Origin of the sequence: Pseudomonas sp. NUPR-001 (assembly GCF_052147955.1) — a bacterium.
GTDB lineage: Bacteria > Pseudomonadota > Gammaproteobacteria > Pseudomonadales > Pseudomonadaceae > Aquipseudomonas.
Window position 1 is genome coordinate 5,271,125 of sequence record NZ_CP197353.1, and the last position, 17,750, is coordinate 5,288,874.

General features: G+C 60.4%; 16 protein-coding genes. 8 read left to right on the forward strand and 8 right to left on the reverse strand.

Annotation, left to right across the window (positions count from 1 at the left end):
- The first annotated feature begins 11 nt into the window (after positions 1–11).
- Complete coding sequence (gene mscL, locus ACP6KB_RS24270; protein WP_442109889.1) at positions 12–425, forward strand: large-conductance mechanosensitive channel protein MscL; 414 nt, start codon at positions 12–14, stop codon at positions 423–425.
- Positions 426–477: 52 nt separating this feature from the next.
- Here mscL and ACP6KB_RS24275 read toward each other — a convergent pair whose 3' ends face one another.
- The gene (locus tag ACP6KB_RS24275; RefSeq protein ID WP_442109891.1) at positions 478–1,254 is read right to left on the reverse strand and encodes a ferredoxin--NADP reductase; all 777 of its coding nucleotides are present in this window, start codon (positions 1,252–1,254) and stop codon (positions 478–480) included.
- 230 nt (positions 1,255–1,484) lie between these two features.
- Between ACP6KB_RS24275 and ACP6KB_RS24280 the strand changes: the two genes are divergently transcribed.
- Positions 1,485–2,192 (forward strand): LuxR family transcriptional regulator, encoded by a 708-nt coding sequence (locus ACP6KB_RS24280; protein WP_442109893.1) that lies wholly within the window; start codon positions 1,485–1,487, stop codon positions 2,190–2,192.
- Between the two features lie 87 nt (positions 2,193–2,279).
- A complete protein-coding gene (locus ACP6KB_RS24285) occupies positions 2,280–3,404 on the forward strand; it encodes a methyltransferase (protein WP_442109895.1) in 1,125 nt (374 codons plus the stop codon).
- 65 nt (positions 3,405–3,469) lie between these two features.
- Here the strand turns inward: ACP6KB_RS24285 and ACP6KB_RS24290 are convergent, their stop codons facing one another.
- From ACP6KB_RS24290 to ACP6KB_RS24300, 3 genes are read right to left on the reverse strand one after another with little or no spacing between them, the layout of a single operon-like run.
- Positions 3,470–3,625: a DUF2474 domain-containing protein gene (locus tag ACP6KB_RS24290; protein WP_442109897.1), complete on the reverse strand. Its 156-nt coding sequence runs from the start codon at positions 3,623–3,625 to the stop codon at positions 3,470–3,472.
- 12 nt (positions 3,626–3,637) lie between these two features.
- On the reverse strand, positions 3,638–4,645 hold the full coding sequence (gene cydB / locus ACP6KB_RS24295) for a cytochrome d ubiquinol oxidase subunit II (RefSeq protein WP_442109899.1): 1,008 nt from the start codon (positions 4,643–4,645) through the stop codon (positions 3,638–3,640).
- A 3-nt stretch (positions 4,646–4,648) separates the two neighbouring features.
- On the reverse strand, positions 4,649–6,088 hold the full coding sequence (locus ACP6KB_RS24300) for a cytochrome ubiquinol oxidase subunit I (RefSeq protein ID WP_442109901.1): 1,440 nt from the start codon (positions 6,086–6,088) through the stop codon (positions 4,649–4,651).
- Between the two features lie 357 nt (positions 6,089–6,445).
- On the opposite strand from ACP6KB_RS24300, the gene ACP6KB_RS24305 reads away from it, so the two are divergent.
- From ACP6KB_RS24305 to trmA, 3 genes are all read left to right on the forward strand, one after another.
- Positions 6,446–7,666, forward strand: a complete 1,221-nt coding sequence (locus ACP6KB_RS24305) for an MFS transporter (protein ID WP_442109903.1) — start codon at positions 6,446–6,448, stop codon at positions 7,664–7,666.
- A gap of 251 nt (positions 7,667–7,917) precedes the next feature.
- Positions 7,918–9,213 carry an NCS2 family permease gene (locus tag ACP6KB_RS24310; RefSeq protein WP_442109905.1) on the forward strand — a complete coding sequence of 432 codons (1,296 nt, stop codon included), beginning with the start codon at positions 7,918–7,920 and terminating at the stop codon, positions 9,211–9,213.
- Entirely contained in the window at positions 9,210–10,295 is a 1,086-nt protein-coding gene (gene trmA / locus ACP6KB_RS24315) for a tRNA (uridine(54)-C5)-methyltransferase TrmA (RefSeq protein ID WP_442109907.1), read from the forward strand. The genes ACP6KB_RS24310 and trmA overlap by 4 nt, the downstream gene beginning before the upstream one ends.
- Positions 10,296–10,356: 61 nt before the next feature.
- Here trmA and ACP6KB_RS24320 read toward each other — a convergent pair whose 3' ends face one another.
- On the reverse strand, positions 10,357–11,514 hold the full coding sequence (locus ACP6KB_RS24320; protein WP_442109909.1) for an alkaline phosphatase family protein: 1,158 nt from the start codon (positions 11,512–11,514) through the stop codon (positions 10,357–10,359).
- A 161-nt stretch (positions 11,515–11,675) separates the two neighbouring features.
- Here ACP6KB_RS24320 and ACP6KB_RS24325 point away from each other — a divergent pair, with 161 nt between their 5' ends.
- Positions 11,676–12,539 carry a shikimate dehydrogenase gene (locus ACP6KB_RS24325; protein ID WP_442109911.1) on the forward strand — a complete coding sequence of 288 codons (864 nt, stop codon included), beginning with the start codon at positions 11,676–11,678 and terminating at the stop codon, positions 12,537–12,539.
- A 36-nt stretch (positions 12,540–12,575) separates the two neighbouring features.
- On the opposite strand, the gene ACP6KB_RS24330 is transcribed toward ACP6KB_RS24325, so the two are convergent.
- On the reverse strand, positions 12,576–13,244 hold the full coding sequence (locus tag ACP6KB_RS24330) for a TetR/AcrR family transcriptional regulator (protein ID WP_442109913.1): 669 nt from the start codon (positions 13,242–13,244) through the stop codon (positions 12,576–12,578).
- Positions 13,245–13,321: 77 nt separating this feature from the next.
- Complete coding sequence (quiC, locus tag ACP6KB_RS24335; RefSeq protein ID WP_442109915.1) at positions 13,322–15,226, reverse strand: 3-dehydroshikimate dehydratase QuiC; 1,905 nt, start codon at positions 15,224–15,226, stop codon at positions 13,322–13,324.
- A gap of 302 nt (positions 15,227–15,528) precedes the next feature.
- Between quiC and ACP6KB_RS24340 the strand changes: the two genes are divergently transcribed.
- Positions 15,529–16,869 carry an MFS transporter gene (locus ACP6KB_RS24340; RefSeq protein WP_442109917.1) on the forward strand — a complete coding sequence of 447 codons (1,341 nt, stop codon included), beginning with the start codon at positions 15,529–15,531 and terminating at the stop codon, positions 16,867–16,869.
- Here ACP6KB_RS24340 and ACP6KB_RS24345 read toward each other — a convergent pair.
- The gene (locus ACP6KB_RS24345; protein ID WP_442109919.1) at positions 16,866–17,744 is read right to left on the reverse strand and encodes a DMT family transporter; all 879 of its coding nucleotides are present in this window, start codon (positions 17,742–17,744) and stop codon (positions 16,866–16,868) included. The genes ACP6KB_RS24340 and ACP6KB_RS24345 overlap by 4 nt on opposite strands.
- Positions 17,745–17,750 lie beyond the last annotated feature (6 nt).

Below are 17,750 nucleotides of genomic sequence, written 5' to 3' on the forward strand. Positions count from 1 at the left end.
AGGAATAAACCATGGGCGTGCTCAGTGAATTCAAGGCCTTCGCGGTCAAAGGGAATGTGGTCGACATGGCCGTCGGTATCATCATCGGCGCCGCCTTTGGCAAAATCGTTTCATCTTTCGTAGGTGACGTGATCATGCCGCCAATCGGCCTGTTGATTGGCGGTGTGGATTTCAGTGACCTGGCGATCACGCTCAAGGCGGCCGAAGGTGATATACCGGCGGTGGTGCTGGCCTACGGCAAGTTCATCCAGACGGTACTGGACTTCGTCATTGTCGCCTTCGCGATCTTCATGGGCGTCAAGGCCATCAACCGCCTCAAGCGCGAAGAAGCAGCCGCCCCTGAAACGCCACCTGCGCCAACTAAAGAAGAAGTCCTGCTCACCGAGATCCGCGACCTGCTCAAGGCGCAGAACCGGCAGCCCTGAATCCAAAACAAAAACGGCGCCCCTGGCGCCGTTTTTGTTTTGCCCAGTCGACTTACCAGTAGTTTTCCACCGCTACCTGCCCAGGGCGGCGGCTCAGGCTCAGGTTCAGCCCACGCTGCTTGAGCACCTGGCGCGTGTCGTCAATCATCTGTGGATTACCGCAGAGCATTACCCGCGAGTGCTCCGGTGTCAGTGCCAAGCCGGCGGCGCGCTCAAGTTCACCATTCTCGATCAGCGTGGTGATGCGCTCATTCAGCGCGCCCGGATACTGCTCACGCGTAACCACGGGAATGAACTGCAACTTGCCAGCGAATTCAGCCAGATAGTCGCGCTGCTCAAGACCGGCGATCAGGTCCAGATACGCCAGCTCTTTCGCCTCTCGCACCGAATACACCAGCTTGATCGACGCGAAACGTTCCCAGGCTTCAAAATCCTGAAGGATCGAGACGAACGGTGCGATACCGGTGCCGGTCGCCAACAACCACAGGTCCCGGCCGTCGGCAAATCGATCCAGCGTCAGAAAACCAAAGGCCTGACGGTCGATCAGCAAGCTGTCACCTTCCCTCAGTCGGCTCAGCTCGCTGGTGAACTCCCCGCCCGGCACCACAATAGAAAAGAAGTCCAGGTGTTCGTCATGCGGCGCCGACACCATCGAGTAGGCGCGCCACACCACACTGCCATCGGCCTTGGTGACACCCAAGCGCGCGAACTGGCCGGAACGAAAGCGAAACCCCGAATCGCGGGTGGTACGCAAGCTGAACAGGCTGGGGGTCAGCGGCTGGACGTCGAGTAACGTCTGGCGAGTGAACTTTTCAGCGCTGGCAGTCATGACTTACTCCAAAGAACAGATGCGCCCAGTGTCGCCCAAACGCGCCTGGATAAACACCGCTGGATTGTAGTGGCATCACCTGATGCTCAACTGCACACATCTGACAAAGTACCGTTCGGCATCAAAGACAACTGCTTGTTACGAAAAACTCAGCAAGGCACTCGGGTATTTCCTACACTGCCCTTCACTATCTTGGATCCTAGATTGTCTTCACAGGGAGGTGTGACGCCATGCGCGACTGGAAGCAAGAGCAGCTGCAACAATTACGCAGCGAAACGGATGAACAACGGATGTTCGAGGTGGTGGCGTCTCTGGCAGCACAACTGGGCATGGAGTTTTTTTCCTTTACGCTGCGCGCACCTCAAGCAGCCACGCAAGCGCAGTTCAAGTCTTACAACAACTACCCTGCCGCCTGGAATGAGCGCTACGAGCGCTGCAATTACCTGAGCATTGACCCGACCGTCGCCCATTGCCGTCAATCGATGCTGCCGATACTTTGGGACGATGAGGTGTTTCGAGAGACGCCCGAATTCTGGCAGCAGGCCCAGCTCAATGGGCTGCGTTATGGCTGGAGCCAATCGGCTCACGACCTGCGCCACAACGAAAGCATCCTGAGCGTGGCACGTAGCCACAGGCCGATAGAAACCCAAGAGTTTCATAAAGCTGCTGGGCAGATCATGTGGCTGTGTAACCTGCTGCATACGCTGATACTGGGTCGCCAACCCGCGCCGCCTCCCCTTTCGGTGCGCCTGTCTGCCCGTGAAACCGAAGTGCTGAAATGGTCAGCAGCCGGCAAAACCGCTGCCGACATCTCCTGCATCCTCACCCTCTCGCAAAGCACGGTGAATTTTCACATTCGCAGCATCATTAACAAGCTCGGCTGCAGCAACAAAGCCGGCGCCATTGCCATCGCTGCCAAGAACGGCCTTCTGGAATAACCCCCTGCCCGTCAAAGCCCTGTAGAATCATGCCCCTGTAATGCGTGGCCAACGGCGCCGCGCGCCCCTGCCTCAGAGCCTTTTGCCATGCCCTTGTTGACCAGCCCTTTTGCCGAACTCGACCTGCTTCGCCAGCCCGAGCAAGCCAACGATCCCCTGCAAGCGTTCGACGCCGCCGACGAATACCTGTTGGAACACCTGGCAGAACAGTCACCAGCCCCCAGCGCCCGCGTACTGGTACTCAACGACAGCTTCGGGGCCCTGGGCATCAGCTTGAGCCGTCATGTGCAGGTCAGCAGCAGCGGCGACTCGCACTTGGCCCGCCTGGCACTGGAGAAAAACCTGGTACGTAACGGCCAGGCCTTCGACGCGGTACCGTTCATTCCTGCCAGCAGCCACTGGCAAGGGCCGTTCGACCGTGTGCTGGTGCGCGTGCCCAAGACCCTGGCCTTGCTGGAGGAACAACTGATCCGCCTGCAGCCACATCTGGCGCCCGGCGCCCAGGTGATCGCCGGGGCAATGATCAAGCACCTGCCGCGTGCCGCTGGTGATTTGCTGGAAAAGTACATCGGCCCGGTCCAGGCATCGCTGGCGCAGAAAAAAGCCCGCCTGCTGATTGCCACGGCGCAGGACAAAGGCCCGTTCAGCTCCCCCTACCCCACGCGCTACGCGCTCGACGCACCGCGCCTGGAATTGCTCAATCATGCCAACGTGTTCTGCCGCGAAGGCCTGGACATCGGTACTCGGGCGTTTCTCCCGCACCTGCCCGGTAACCTGGGCAGCGCCCGGGTAGCCGATCTGGGTTGCGGCAACGGCGTGCTGGCGATTGTCAGCGCACTGAACAACCCGCAGGCGCAGTACACCCTGGTCGATGAGTCGTATATGGCGGCGCAATCAGCGCAGGAGAACTGGCAGGCGGCGCTGGGTGATCGTGCGGTCAGCATCCGCGCTGACGATGGCCTGGCCGGTCAACCGGCGCAGTCGCTGGACGTGGTGCTGTGCAATCCGCCGTTCCACCAACAGCAGGTAGTTGGCGACTTCCTCGCCTGGCGCATGTTCCAGCAGGCCCGCGAGGCACTGGTGGTGGGTGGGGCGCTGTATATCGTCGGTAACCGCCACCTGGGCTACCACAGCAAACTGGCACGACTGTTTCGTGGGGTTGAGCAGGTTGCGGCAACGCCCAAGTTCGTGGTGCTCAAGGCGCGTAAGTGATGTAAAAAAATCGCGGGGCAAGCCCGCTCCTACCGGTAGGAGCGGGCTTGCCCCGCGATCAGTTGCTAAGGCGTGCTCAACCCAGCGGCTGCCATGAACATGCGCATCAACCAGGCCACAATCCCCAGCGCCGTGACGCTGCCAGCCCAGATAACGGCCAGCCAGCCCAAACGATGCAAGAGCGGCTTCTTCTCTTCTTCAAAACTGTCTTTGCTATTCATCGCCAGGCACTCCTAGTGATAGCCATCCTCGTGGGTCACCTTGCCGCGGAACACGTAGTAGCTCCAGAAGGTGTAGCCAAGGATGAACGGAATGATGAACAGTGCCCCCACCAGCATAAAGCCCAGACTTTGCGGCGGCGCCGCAGCATCCCAGATCGAGATCGATGGCGGGATGATGTTCGGCCACAAGCTGATGCCAAGGCCACTGTAGCCAAGGAAGATCAGTGCCAGGGTCAGCAGAAACGGGGTGTAGTGTGCATTACGTGCCACCGCCCGCAGCAAACCGTACAGCGTCACCAGCACCAGGATCGGCACCGGCAGGAACCAGAACAGGTTAGGCAGGGTGAACCAGCGCGTAGCGATTTCCGGGTGCGCCAGCGGTGTCCAGATGCTGACGATACCGGTCACTGCCAGCAGCACCAGGGCCAGAGGACGGGCCAGGTCATGCATTTGCAGTTGCAGCTTGCCTTCGGTTTTCATGATCAGCCAGGTGCAGCCGAGCAAGGCGTAGGCAACGATCAGCCCCAGCCCACAGAACAGACTGAATGGCGTCAGCCAGTCAAAGGCTCCCCCGGCGTAGCTGCGGTCGACCACCTTGAAGCCTTCGATGAAGGCACCCAGCGCCACGCCCTGGAAGAAAGTGGCAGCCAACGAACCACCGATGAACGCTTTGTCCCACAGGTGACGTTTCTCGGCCGTGGCCTTGAAGCGAAACTCGAACGCCACGCCGCGGAAAATCAAACCGACCAGCATCAGCATCAATGGCAGGTAGAGTGCCGACAGCACCACGGCATAGGCCAGCGGGAAGGCGCCGAACAGCGCCGCCCCGCCTAGCACCAGCCAGGTTTCATTACCGTCCCAGACCGGTGCGACGGTGTTCATCATCACGTCACGGTCCTGCTCGCCTTTGACGAAGGGGAAGAGAATGCCAATCCCCAGGTCAAAGCCATCCATGACCACGTACATCATGATGCCGAAGATAATGATCACGGCCCAGATCAGTGGAAGATCAATACCCATGACTCAGTTCCCCTTGTTCAGGCTGGTGTGTTCGCCGTCATCGTGATCGTCATCGGCAGCCGACAACGGTCGCGCAGGTGTACGGTGCTGACCAGGCCCTCCCTTGATGGTTTCTTTACCCTCGCCGGTTTTTGGCCCTTTGCGCACCAGGCGCATCATGTAACCCAGGCCCGCACCGAACAGGGCGAAATAGACCACCACGAACATCACCAGCGTCACGCCCAACTGGACATAGCTGTGGTTCGAAACACCATCGGCGGTACGCATCACGCCATAGACCACCCAAGGCTGACGCCCGACTTCAGTGGTGAACCAGCCTGCGAGGATCGCAATCAGGCCAGAAGGCCCCATCCACAAGGTCAGGTAGAGGAAAGGACGCGAGCTGTAGAGTTTGTCGCGCATGCGCAGCCAGACACTCCACAAACCGACAAAGATCATCAGCATGCCCAGACCGACCATGATCCGGAACGACCAGAACACCACGGTGGAGTTAGGCCGATCTTCCTTCGGGAACTCCTTCATCGCCGGTACTTGCTTGTCCAGGCTATGGGTCAGGATCAAGCTTCCGAGTGCCGGAATTTCCAGTTTGAAGTGAGTGGTTTCAGCTTCCATGTCAGGAATGCCGAACAGGATCAGCGGGGTCGGCTCGTCACCGACATTCTCCCAGTGGCCTTCGATCGCCGCGATTTTCACCGGCTGATGCTTGAGGGTGTTCAAGCCGTGGAAGTCACCAATCACTGCCTGAATCGGCGCGACGATCAGGGCCATCCACATGGCCATCGAGAGCATTTTGCGAATCGCCGGGTTGTCACGGCCACGCAGCAAGTGCCAGGCCGCCGATGCGCCGACGAAGAACGCCGTGGCAACGAACGCCGCCGTCGCCATATGCATCAGGCGATACGGGAACGAAGGGTTGAAGATCACCGCGAACCAGTCAACAGGGACGACGACGCCGTTGACGATCTCGTAGCCCTGCGGGGTCTGCATCCAGCTGTTGGAGGCAAGAATCCAGAAGGTGGAAATGATCGTACCGATGGCAACCATGACGGTTGCGAAAAAGTGCAGGCCACGGCCTACGCGGTTCCAACCAAAGAGCATGACACCCAGGAAACCGGCTTCGAGGAAGAAAGCGGTAAGCACTTCATACGTCAGAAGTGGCCCGGTGATAGAACCGGCAAAGTCGGAGAACTTGCTCCAGTTAGTGCCGAATTGATAGGCCATGACCAGGCCGGAGACCACGCCCATACCGAAGTTGACGGCAAAGATTTTCGACCAGAAATGGTAAAGGTCACGGTAGACGCTGTTGTTGGTTTTGAGCCACAACCCCTCAAGCACAGCCAGGTAACTTGCCAGGCCAATGGTGATGGCTGGAAACAGGATGTGAAAGGACACGGTAAATGCAAACTGGATTCGGGCGAGATCTAGAGCCTCTAATCCGAACATAGTGCTTCCTCTGTCAGGTAATCCGGCGTCAGGCGATGCACCTTGGCGCCAACTGCCCCCACGGTAGTTCAGTGCGGCTAGTTGGAGTTGTTCTAAAACTTCACAACGCAGGGAATTCGGCCGTTAGGCCCAACCGTTGCAAATGAAACTATTGATCCAGATCAACGGCTGCTTGAAAAGGATAGTCCTGAAAGGCCCGCGAGGTTGTGTGGTTGATTGCCGCAGATCAGTTCCGTTGATTTTTTGGCGCCCCAAAATGGTGCACTCATTCGCGCCCGGGGGTGACCTGGCAACTAGTTGTTACAAACTAGTGGTAATCTGCTCCACTGTTTCCCTCGCCAAGGCTCTGTTCCGCCAATGTCAGCCCCTGCGCCGCTGCTTTTGCGTCACCACCGCCCTTTCCTCGCCTTCTGGCTGGCCCGGGTCTGTACGGCCAGCGGCTTTCAGATGCTGACCGTGGCGATTGGCTGGCACCTGTACCAACTGACGGGTAATGTCCTCGATCTGGGCCTGGTCGGCCTGGTGGAGTTCGCTCCACGGGTACTGTTCATGCTGCACACCGGGCATGTTGCCGACCGCTATGACCGCCGTCGCATCGCCGCCATCTGCCAGAGTGCCCAGGCCCTGATCGCCCTGGCCCTAGTGGTGGGCAGCAGCACTGACAACATCAGCCGCGAGCTGATTTTCATCCTGGCTTTTCTGCTCGGCAGCACCCGCTCGTTCGAAATGCCAGCGACCCAAGCACTGCTGCCGAATGTGGTGCCATCTTCGTTGTTTCCACGCGCCGTGGCGGCCTCGGCGTCGGCCATGCAAGCGGCCACCATCGTCGCCCCCGCCGTGGGAGGCTTTCTCTATGCTTTTGGCAGTGTGTGGGTCTATGGCCCGACCGTGGCGTTGTATGTCACCGCCTGCATCCTGACCCTGAGCCTCAATGTCCGACCACAAGTGCCGCAACAAGGGCGCGCCAGCCTCGACTCGCTATTGGCCGGAATACGCTTTATCCGCAGTCGCCCGGACATCCTCGGCGCCATTTCCCTGGACCTGTTCGCCGTGCTGCTCGGCGGTGCTACTGCCTTGTTGCCGGTATTCGCCAAAGACATCCTGCTCACCGGCCCCTGGGGCCTGGGCCTGCTGCGTTCGGCACCGGCAGTCGGCGCGCTGTTGATGTCGCTGTGGCTGGCGCGCTTCCCGGTCGAGCGCAAGGTGGGCCGGGTGATGTTCACTGCGGTCGGCATCTTTGGTGTGGCCACTATCGCCTTCGGCCTGTCGACCTCGTTCTGGTTCTCCCTCGCGGTGCTGGCCGTGCTCGGCGCGGCCGACATGATCAGCATGGTCATTCGCGGCGCTTTCGTGCAGCTGGAGACGCCGGATGAAATGCGTGGCCGGGTCAGTGCGGTGAATGGCTTGTTCATTGGCGCGTCGAACCAGCTGGGCGAGTTCGAGTCGGGGTTGACCGCGCATTGGTTCGGCACGGTACCAGCGGTGTTGCTGGGCGGGGTCGGGACGCTGGTGGTAACCGGGGTGTGGATTAAGCTGTTCCCAAGCCTGGCGCAGCGCGATCACCTGCACAACCGCTGAAAAACTGTCGTGTAAGGCATTGTGGGAGCGGGCTTGCCCCGCGAAGCGGTATGACTGACGAGTCGCAATCGCGGTACAAGTCGGATCGCCGCACCACCGCTCCCACCATGATCGTGCAATGACGAGCATGCTGGTATGATGCGCGGCTTTTTTCCGACTCAATCACAATCAACACGCCGTACGGTACGGTCTGTGCTTTGCTGATGGGGTCGATACATTCACGGCGCCGGGGCGCGCCACGGGGAGCAGGCATGCTGGAAAGGCTGTTTCAACTAAAAGCACACAACACCAATGTCCGCACCGAAATTCTCGCGGGCGTGACCACCTTCCTGGCCATGGCCTACATCCTGTTCGTCAACCCGAGCATTCTCGGCGAGACCGGCATGGACAAAGGCGCGCTGTTCGTAGCCACCTGTCTGGCCGCCGCCATCGGCTCGACCACCATGGGCCTGATCGCCAACTACCCGATTGCCCTGGCACCGGGCATGGGCCTGAACGCATTTTTCACCTACACCGTAGTCCTGCACATGGGCCACACCTGGCAGGTAGCGCTGGGGGCGGTGTTCATTTCGGCGGTGTGTTTCTTCCTGCTGTCGATCTTTCGCATCCGGGAGTGGATCGTCAATAGCATCCCGCTGCCGTTGCGTTCGGCCATCGCTGCCGGTATTGGCCTGTTTCTGGCGCTGATCGCCCTGCATAACGCCGGTATCGTCGTCGATAACTCGGCAACGCTGGTGGGCCTGGGTGACCTCAAGCAACCCGCCCCCATCCTCGCCACCCTGGGCTTCTTCCTGATTGTCGCCCTTGAAGCGCTGAAGATCCGCGGCGCGGTGTTGATCGGTATTCTGGTGGTGACCGTTGCCTCGATCGTATTGGGTGTTACCCCGTTCAACGGTGTGGTCTCGATGCCGCCTTCGCTGGCGCCAACCTTCCTGCAACTGGACATCAAAGGTGCACTGGATGTCGGCCTGATCAGTGTGATCTTTGCCTTCCTGTTCGTTGACCTGTTCGACAACTCCGGCACCCTGATCGGTGTTGCCAAGCGTGCTGGCCTGATGCGCAAAGACGGCCACATGCCGAAGATGGGTCGCGCCCTGATCGCCGACAGTACTGCGGCCATGGCCGGTTCCCTGCTGGGTACCTCGACCACCACCAGCTACATCGAATCGGCTGCAGGCGTGAGTGCGGGCGGCCGCACCGGCCTGACCGCTATCGTCGTCGCCATCCTGTTCCTGCTGGCGCTGTTCTTCGCACCGCTGGCCGGTAGCGTACCGGCCTTCGCCACCGCCCCTGCGCTGTTGTTCGTCGCCGTGTTGATGGCCTCGGGCCTGGCTGAAATAAACTGGGACGACATCACCGAAGCCGCGCCCGTGGTAGTAACCGCCCTGGCCATGCCGCTGACCTATTCGATCGCCAACGGCATCGCCTTCGGTTTCATCACCTGGACGGCGATCAAACTGATCTCTGGCCGTGGCCGTGACCTGAACCCGGCGCTGGTGATTCTCTCGGTTCTGTTCGTCGTCAAGTTGGGCTGGTTCAACGCATGAGTGCAGTTTTCGACCCTTCGACCTACACCCAGCAGCTCGACGCCAAGGTCGAGCGCCTGCGCGAGCTGCTGGCGCCTTTCGATGCGCCGGAGCCGGCGGTGTTCGATTCACCACGCGAGCACTATCGGCTGCGCGCCGAGTTCCGCCTGTGGCGTGAGAATGAACAGCGCTTCTATGCGATGTTTGCCCCTGGCGAGAAGTACACGCCGATTCTGATCGAGGACTTCCCGATCGCCAGCCTGCGCATCAATCAGCTGATGCCGCAGCTCAAGGCCGCCTGGCAAGCCAGCTCGGCGCTGAGCTTCAAGCTGTTCCAGGTCGAATTCCTCACCACCCTGGCTGGTGATGCAATGATCACCCTGTGCTACCACCGTCCACTGGACGAGCACTGGGAGACGGCAGCGCAGCAGCTGGCCCAAGACCTGGGCGTGAGTATCATCGGCCGCTCCAAGGGCAAGCGTGTGGTGATCGGTCGCGACTACGCGGTTGAAGAACTGCAGATTGCAGGGCGCAGTTTCCGTTACCGTCAGCCAGAAGGCGCGTTCACGCAGCCTAACGGCGCGGTGAACCAGAAGATGCTCAACTGGGCCTATGAAGCGCTCGGCGAGCGGCAGGACGATCTGTTGGAGCTGTACTGCGGCAACGGCAACTTCACCCTGCCCCTGGCGACCCGGGTGCGCAAGGTGCTGGCCACGGAAATCAGCAAGACTTCGGTCAACGCTGCGCTGCATAACCTCGACGACAACGCGGTGAATAACGTGCGCCTGGTGCGCCTGTCGGCCGAAGAGCTGACCGAAGCGCTGAATGAAGTGCGCCCGTTCCGTCGTCTGGAAGGGATCGACCTGAAGAGCTATGAGTTCGGCAGCGTATTCGTCGACCCGCCGCGTGCCGGGATGGACCCGGACACCTGCGAGCTGACCCGACGCTTCGACAACATTCTGTACATCTCGTGCAACCCGGAAACCCTGGCGGCGAATATCGCTCAGTTGCACGATACGCACCGTATCGAGCGTTGTGCGTTGTTTGACCAGTTTCCGTATACCCATCACATGGAGAGTGGGGTGTTGCTGGTTCGGCGTTGAGTGTTTCGCGGGGCAAGCCCGCTCCTACACAACCTGTAGGAGCGGGCTTGCCCCTCGATCCCTAGCACATCAATAGCGGTACCCGCTGGTCGTCATCAGTCAGTGCGCCGTGGTGCCCTCGCCACTGGCTGGCATGCTTCTCCACCTCGCTGCGAATAATCCCCCCTGCCCCCGTCGGCACCACAATCAGGTCGCCGATCCGCGCTTCGGCCTGGCTCAACATCACATCGCCAAACAGCCCCTTGGCAATCGCCTGGGCCTTGGACATCACCCGGTATTCATCGCCCAGGCGGTTTTGCCAGCGCTCGTGTACCCGATCCTGCTGGGTTGGCACATACACATGACGGGCACGGATATCACCGGCGATGGCGCGCACGCCGTCCTGCAACACCGGGTCGAGATCGAAGTCGCGCACCTGTGCGTTATCCAGCGCCAGCATGCCGTGGTCGGCGATCACCATCAGTTGCACGGAATCCGGCAGTTGGTCGGCGATGGCCCGCGCCAGCTGATCGGCGATTTCCAGCTGTTTGAGCCAGGCTTCGGAGCCTGGGCCGAACAAGTGCCCGGCGAAATCCAGGTCACCGAAATAGGCGAAGCAGAAGGCAGACCCGGAACGCGCCAAGGCGGCATTGATCAACTGCGGATAGGCGTCATAGGCCGGCGCCGGGAGGATCTGCCCGGCCTTGTAGATCGCCTGGCTGAACGCCGAGTTGGCATAACGCCCGAGCATCACCGTGCTGATGGCGATCCCCTGCGCACTGGCCAGGCTCCAGGCATCCGCGGGCACGATAAACGCCTCGGGCGCAGGGGCCGAACCTGGCTGCGCTTCGGCATGCAGCGCTGCGGTGGTCCACGACAAGGGCGACAGTTCGGTGTGTTCATCAAGAGCAAAGCTGCAGCCGACAATGCCATGGGCACCGCTGCCCAGCCCTGAACTCACCGAGGCCAGGCTGGCGGCCGTGGTCGCCGGAAAGCCGACGCGAAAATGCCCGTCCGGCTGCATTAACGAGGCCAGAAACGGCGCGTGCCGGGCATGGGCCTGCAACAGGTTCCAGCCCAAACCATCAATCAGCAGCAGGCAAGTCGCCTGCGAGCGATCAAGGTGGAAGCTGTTGCGAAAGCCCCGACCACCCAGGGCGGCGAAGATCGACTGCGTCAGGCTGGCCAGGCCCGGCCAGGTTTCTCCCATCAGCTGCAAATCGTTGAACGGCATCGCCATGTCTCCCTCCGTGGTCTGGTGCAAAGCAACAGGTGTAGCACAGGCTGTGCGATCAGCGCACACAAAAACAGCGCAAGGCGTGCTCATCGATTGACCAAATTAACCATTCGGTACATTTTCAATGCACGCGTCTTCCCAAGAACAACATTGGAGTTTCCCTCATGAATCCGGCTCACTCTGCAGGCATCCTCGCCGGCTTGATCGGTGCTGGCATCCAGGCCTCGCGAACCCCGGCGCTGCACGAGCACGAAGGTCATGCACAGGGCCTGAACTACCTGTACCGGCTGATCGACCTGGATCAGCTCAAACTCGACAGCAGTGCCCTGGAACAACTGCTCACGGCGGCCGAGTGCATGGGCTACACCGGATTGAACATTACCTACCCGTGCAAGCAGGTCATCCTGCCGTTGCTCGATGAACTGTCCGCCGAAGCCCGGGGTATTGGTGCCGTCAACACCGTGGTGCTCAAGGACGGTAAACGCATCGGCCACAACACCGACTGCCTGGGCTTTGCCGAAGGTTTTCGCCGTGGCTTGAGCGATGCACCACGCCGCCAGGTGGTGCAGATGGGTGCCGGAGGCGCGGGTGCGGCGGTGGCCCATGCGCTGCTGGCAGAAGGGGTTGAGTGCTTGATCATCTTCGATGTCGAGACGGACCGGGCCCAGGCGCTTGTGGATAACCTCAATACGCATTTCGACGGTGCCCGGGCCCGTGTCGGGCATGATCTGGACAGCGCCATGGCCAAGGCCGACGGGCTGGTCAACAGCACGCCGATGGGCATGGCCAAACTGCCGGGGATGCCGGTTCCCAAAGCGCTGCTAAGAGCCGATCTGTGGGTGGCGGAAATCGTCTACTTTCCGCTGCAAACCGAGCTGCTGCGCGAAGCCAGGGCGCTGGGCTGTCGCACCCTGGATGGCTCGAACATGGCGGTGTTTCAGGCGGTGAAGGCGTTTGAACTGTTCAGCGGGCGTGAGGCGGATGCTTCACGGATGCTTGGGCATTTTCAGCAGATGGGGGCTGAGTAGGATCGCGGGGCAAGCCCGCGCCTACATCCCCGCGATTCAGGCCTTCAGAAAGCGCAACACCGACTCACAGATCATCTCGCGATGCCGCGCCTTGAGCGCTGCATCCTCAAAGTCGACCTGGAAAATTTCGCCAAAGGTGTTGCGGTTCGAAACCCGGTAAAAGCAGAACGAACTGATCAGCAGGTGCACATCCAGCGCGTCCAGCCCCTGGCGGAAAACACCTTCGGCAGCGCCGCGGCGCAGAATCTCGTCCAGTGCGATCAGCACGGTTTTGTTCATCGAGCGAATCGCCGAGGAGCGCTTCACGTACTCGCCGTGGTGCATGTTTTCGTTGCAGACAATCCGCACGAAATCGACGTTGCGATCATGGTGATCAAAGGTGAACTCGATCAACCGGCGAATACCCTGGCGCGGCTCAAGCTCGGCCAGGTGCAGGCTGCTTTCGGTGTTGCGAATATCACCATAAAGCTTCTCCAGCACTTCGACATACAACTGCTCCTTACTGTTGAAGTAGTAGTAGATCATGCGCTTGGAGGTCTGGGTGCGCTCGGCAATGGCATCAACCCGGGCGCCCGCCAGTCCTTGCTGGACGAACTCGCTGATTGCCGCTTGAAGAATGTTCTCGCGGGTCTTTTCCGGATTGTTTTTGCGCCCCTTGCGCGCCACTGGTTCAGGGGCTGCGCAGAGTGCTGGAATTGTGGTCATACGGGACTCGTGGCCAACAGTTAACCCGGTGATTATGAGCCCCGGGTGCAAAGGAAGAAAGCCTGCCGGCCGCTTCGCTACAAACGCGCTTGCGCCGGTGAACCGCCTCGCGCCTTGGCCATGGCTGCCAGGCGCACGGCAACGTTGGCAGCGCCATAGCCGCTGTACCCGTTGCGCCGTTGCAAGACTTCGAAGAAAAACCGTTCTTCGAATGGCTCGGTGTACACGTGGAACAATTCGCCGCCTTGAGCATCACGGTCATAGAGCACGTTGTAATAGGCCAGCTCGCTGAGGAACTGGTCATCAAAATCAAAGCGTGCAGCCAGATCGTCGTAATAATTGAGCGGGATGTCGAGCAAGGCTACGCCCGCCTCCTTGGCCTTTTTCACGGCAGTGAAAATATCGTCGCAGTCGAAGGCAATGTGATGCACGCCCGAGCCACGGTAATGCGACAGTGCATGAGCGATGGCCGTGTTGCGATTCTCCGAGATGTTCAACGGCAAGCGAATCGAACTGCAGCGGCTGCGCAATGCCCGGCTTTTCACCAAACCATAGGGATCAGGCAGGACCACCTCGTCATCGGCAGTGAAATCCAGCAGGCTCTTGTAGAACAGCGCCCAGCTGTCCAGGCCATCGGCCGGCAAGGCCAGGGCCATGTGGTCTATACGCTTGAGCCCGAGGCTGTTGCCCTCAGCCTGCGCCAGGCTGAAATCGGTGTCGTAGATAGTCCGCCCTTGCGCGTCCTGATCGACCAGATAGATCAAGCTGCCATCTGGCGCCCGCACGGCCGCCAGTTCTCGCTCATTCGGCCCGACCAGCCCACGATACGGCTGGCCCTGATAAGCCACCGCCCGAGCCAGGGCCTGGGCACTGTCCTTGACCCGGATTGCCGTGGCGCACAATGAAGGGCCGTGGCTTTCAAAAAAGTTATGGGCAAACGAATAGGGCTCGGCGTTGAGAATCAGGTTGATATCGCCTTGGCGCAGCAAGCTGACATTCTTCGAACGATGCATGCCAGCGCGGGTGAATCCCAGACGCTCCAGCCAGTTGCCGAGCTTGGCGCCGAGGGCATCATCCACGGCAAACTCGAGGAACTCGATGCCGTCGTAGGCGCTGGCTGCAGGTGGCGCGAACAGCAGGTCGTCGGGTTGCTCAAGCGGCTGTGCCAGGCGCTGGCGGGTCTTCTCTTCAAGGTACAGCAGTGAGCGCAGACCATCGGCGGCGGTGGCCCGCGGCGGCGCTGCGCGGAATCCATCGTTGAAGATTTCCAGCGACAACGGCCCGCGGTAACCGCTGCTCAGAATCGGCGCCAGGAACCCGGCCAGATCGAATTCGCCCTGCCCCGGGAAGCAGCGAAAATGCCGGCTCCACTCCAGCACGTCCATGGCCAGCAGCGGCGCATCGGCCATTTGCACAAAGAAGATCTTGTCGCCGGGTACTTGGGCGATAGCACTGGGGTCGCCCTTGAGCGACAGGGTATGAAAACTGTCGAGAATCATCCCAAGGTTAGGATGATCGGCGGCCTGCACAATGTCCCAGACCTGCTGCCAGGTCTTCACATGGCGGCCCCAGGCCAACGCTTCGTAGCCGATGCGTAAATCACGGGCCCCGGCGCGTTCGGCCAGCAGTCGCAGGTCGTCGACCAGTACCTGGCGCTCGCCCAGCGAATCGGCAGCCACGTTGCTACACACCAGCACCAGATCGGTGCCCAGCTCCTGCATCAGGTCAAACTTGCGCTCGGCGCGGTCCAGGTTGCGTGCCAGCCGCTCACGGCGGCAGCCTTCAAAGTCGCGGAACGGCTGGAACAAGGTGATTGCCAGGCCCAGGTCCGCGCAGCGCTGGCGAATTTCCCGCGGGCTGCCGGCGTAGTAGAGCAAGTCATTCTCGAAGATCTCTACCCCGTCAAAGCCTGCGGCAGCAATGGCTTCGAGTTTTTCAGGCAAGGTACCGCTCAAGGACACAGTGGCAATCGAACGCTGCATTTTTATGGCTCCGATGGGTAGGCAAAACCCGGATGCTGCGATTATTGGCGGTGTACACTTTTTGCTCAATTAAAAAGGTACTAACTGGTTAGTTTTGTGTGCGATTATCGCCCAAAATAGCGTTCGGTGAATTGACCCTTTTTTGACCACAGGCGCACCATTTCGACACCGGGCAGAAATGTTCGACGCGCCAAAAGCGCCTCGACGCCTGCCATTTCAAACGACAGCCGCACACCCCGGCGTCCTTTGCGTTGCATTACCCATGCTTGACCCATAAACATAAAAATACGGGTACCCCTCCCATGATCCATTCGCACAGCACCCGCATAGCCCAACCGCTGGCCAGCGGTCCGCACGCCGGCATCGGCGATAAAATCCGTGGCGCCATGGCGGTCGGCAAGACCCGTTGGGTCATGCTTGCCCTGGTGTTCTTCGCCACCACCCTGAACTACATCGACCGCGCCGCCCTGGGCGTCATGCAGCCGATTCTGGCCAAGGAAATGAGCTGGACGGCGATGGATTACGCCAACATCAACTTCTGGTTCCAGGTCGGCTATGCCATCGGCTTCGTCCTTCAAGGGCGGTTGATCGACCGCATCGGCGTCAAGCGTGTGTTCTTCTGCGCCGTGCTGCTCTGGAGCCTGGCGACCGGTGCCCATGGCCTGGCGACTTCGGCGGTGGGCTTTATGGTTTGCCGCTTCATTCTTGGCCTGACTGAGGCGGCCAACTACCCGGCCTGCGTCAAAACCACCCGCCTGTGGTTCCCGGCGGGTGAGCGGGCTGTGGCTACTGGCATCTTCAATGCCGGCACCAACGTTGGTGCGATGTTCACCCCGATGCTGCTGCCGTTGGTGCTCACCATTTGGGGCTGGCAGGCCGCCTTCCTCGGCATGGCCGCGCTGGGCCTGGTGTGGGTCGTGTTCTGGGGCTTGAAGTACTTCAACCCGGAAGACCATCCAAGCGTCAGCAAGGAAGAACTGGCCTACGTGCAAAGTGAAGTGGAGCCGGAACAGAGCCGCGTACCCTTTTCGCGCATCTTGCGTATGCGCGGCACCTGGGCCTTCGCCTTGGCTTACTCGATGACCGCACCGGTGTTCTGGTTCTACCTGTACTGGTTGCCGCCGTTTCTCAACCAGCAGTACAACCTGGGCATCAGCGTGACGCAGATGGGTATCCCGTTGATCGTCATCTACATCAGCGCCGACTTCGGCAGCGTCGGAGGCGGCATTCTGTCTTCGTTCCTGATTGGACGTGGCATGGCACCGGTCAAGGCGCGCCTGCTGTCGATGCTGCTGTTTGCCCTGACCATCATCGGTGTGATCTTTGCCGCTGGCGCCAGCAGCCTGTGGGTCGCGGTACTGGCGATTTCGCTGGCAATCGCCGCGCACCAGGCCTGGACCGCCAACATCTGGAGCCTGGTGATGGACTACACGCCCAAGCACATGATGAGCACGGTGTTCGGCTTCGGCGGCATGTGCGCCGCGATTGGCGGGATGTTCATGACCCAGTTGGTGGGCTACATCCTGACCACCACCAACAACAACTACACCTTGCTGTTCACCATGATCCCGGCGATGTACTTCATTGCCCTGATCTGGATGTACTTGATGGCGCCGCGCAAAGTGCCGAACGTCGAAGCTTAGGGTTTGCGCTGCAACCAGGCAGCGCCCAGCCCACTCAGGCAAATCAGCGCAATCCCGACCAGCCCGGCCATGTCCGGGCTGTGTCCGAACAGCACCAGGCCGAGCAATCCGGCAAACACGATCTGACAGTAACTGAACGGCGCCAGCATCGCCGGTGGGGCATGGCGGAAAGCCTGAGTCAGAAACAGGTGCGCCGTCATGCCGCAAGTGCCCAGCGCCACGGCCATCAAGCCGTGAATGAAGCTTGGGGTTTGCCAGAACATTGGCACGATGGCGCTCATCACCAGGGTATTGAGCACGCCGGTGAAGAAGTTGCTGGTGGTCGGGCTATCGATGCCACTGAGCTTGCGGGTCAGCAACTGGTAGAAGCAGAAACACAGCGCTGAGCCGAACGGTAGCAGCACCGCAGGCGTGAACAGTTCGCCGCCCGGGTGAATGATCACGGTGACCCCGACAAAACTCACCAGCACCGCCACCCACTGCCCACGGGTGACCTTCTCGCCCAACAACGGCAACGACAACGCCGTTACCAGCAAAGGCGCGAGGAAGTTGACCGCCGTGGCTTCGGCGAGCGGGATGTATTGCAGGGCCGTGGTAAACAACAGGCTGGTGCCCAGCAGGCACAAGGCGCGCAACGCTTGCAGCCCGGGGCGGCGGGTGCGCAACACACGCAGCCCGGACTGCGGCAGGAAGATCGCCATCATCAGCAGGGTATGCACCAGATAACGGGCCCAGACCACCCAGAGAATCGGATAGAACCCAGCCAGGTACTTCGACAAGGCGTCATGACTGGCAAACAGGAAGGTCGCCAGCACCACCAGCAAAATGCCCCGCAATGGCTGGTTGGCATCGTTAAGCGCAGAGGAACGGGGCATGAGATC

What these genes read in the sequence shown, in the direction of transcription:
- cydB (WP_442109899.1), bottom strand. Translation starts at nt 4,645, where the DNA reads ATGGGTATTGATCTTCCACTGATCTGGGCCGTGATCATTATCTTCGGC.
- quiC (WP_442109915.1), bottom strand. Translation starts at nt 15,226, where the DNA reads ATGCAGCGTTCGATTGCCACTGTGTCCTTGAGCGGTACCTTGCCTGAA.
- ACP6KB_RS24290 (WP_442109897.1), bottom strand. Translation starts at nt 3,625, where the DNA reads ATGAATAGCAAAGACAGTTTTGAAGAAGAGAAGAAGCCGCTCTTGCAT.
- ACP6KB_RS24330 (WP_442109913.1), bottom strand. Translation starts at nt 13,244, where the DNA reads ATGACCACAATTCCAGCACTCTGCGCAGCCCCTGAACCAGTGGCGCGC.
- trmA (WP_442109907.1), top strand. Translation starts at nt 9,210, where the DNA reads ATGAGTGCAGTTTTCGACCCTTCGACCTACACCCAGCAGCTCGACGCC.
- ACP6KB_RS24340 (WP_442109917.1), top strand. Translation starts at nt 15,529, where the DNA reads ATGATCCATTCGCACAGCACCCGCATAGCCCAACCGCTGGCCAGCGGT.
- ACP6KB_RS24325 (WP_442109911.1), top strand. Translation starts at nt 11,676, where the DNA reads ATGAATCCGGCTCACTCTGCAGGCATCCTCGCCGGCTTGATCGGTGCT.
- ACP6KB_RS24320 (WP_442109909.1), bottom strand. Translation starts at nt 11,514, where the DNA reads ATGGCGATGCCGTTCAACGATTTGCAGCTGATGGGAGAAACCTGGCCG.
- ACP6KB_RS24275 (WP_442109891.1), bottom strand. Translation starts at nt 1,254, where the DNA reads ATGACTGCCAGCGCTGAAAAGTTCACTCGCCAGACGTTACTCGACGTC.
- ACP6KB_RS24345 (WP_442109919.1), bottom strand. Translation starts at nt 17,744, where the DNA reads ATGCCCCGTTCCTCTGCGCTTAACGATGCCAACCAGCCATTGCGGGGC.
- ACP6KB_RS24285 (WP_442109895.1), top strand. Translation starts at nt 2,280, where the DNA reads ATGCCCTTGTTGACCAGCCCTTTTGCCGAACTCGACCTGCTTCGCCAG.
- mscL (WP_442109889.1), top strand. Translation starts at nt 12, where the DNA reads ATGGGCGTGCTCAGTGAATTCAAGGCCTTCGCGGTCAAAGGGAATGTG.
- ACP6KB_RS24300 (WP_442109901.1), bottom strand. Translation starts at nt 6,088, where the DNA reads ATGTTCGGATTAGAGGCTCTAGATCTCGCCCGAATCCAGTTTGCATTT.
- ACP6KB_RS24280 (WP_442109893.1), top strand. Translation starts at nt 1,485, where the DNA reads ATGCGCGACTGGAAGCAAGAGCAGCTGCAACAATTACGCAGCGAAACG.
- ACP6KB_RS24305 (WP_442109903.1), top strand. Translation starts at nt 6,446, where the DNA reads ATGTCAGCCCCTGCGCCGCTGCTTTTGCGTCACCACCGCCCTTTCCTC.
- ACP6KB_RS24310 (WP_442109905.1), top strand. Translation starts at nt 7,918, where the DNA reads ATGCTGGAAAGGCTGTTTCAACTAAAAGCACACAACACCAATGTCCGC.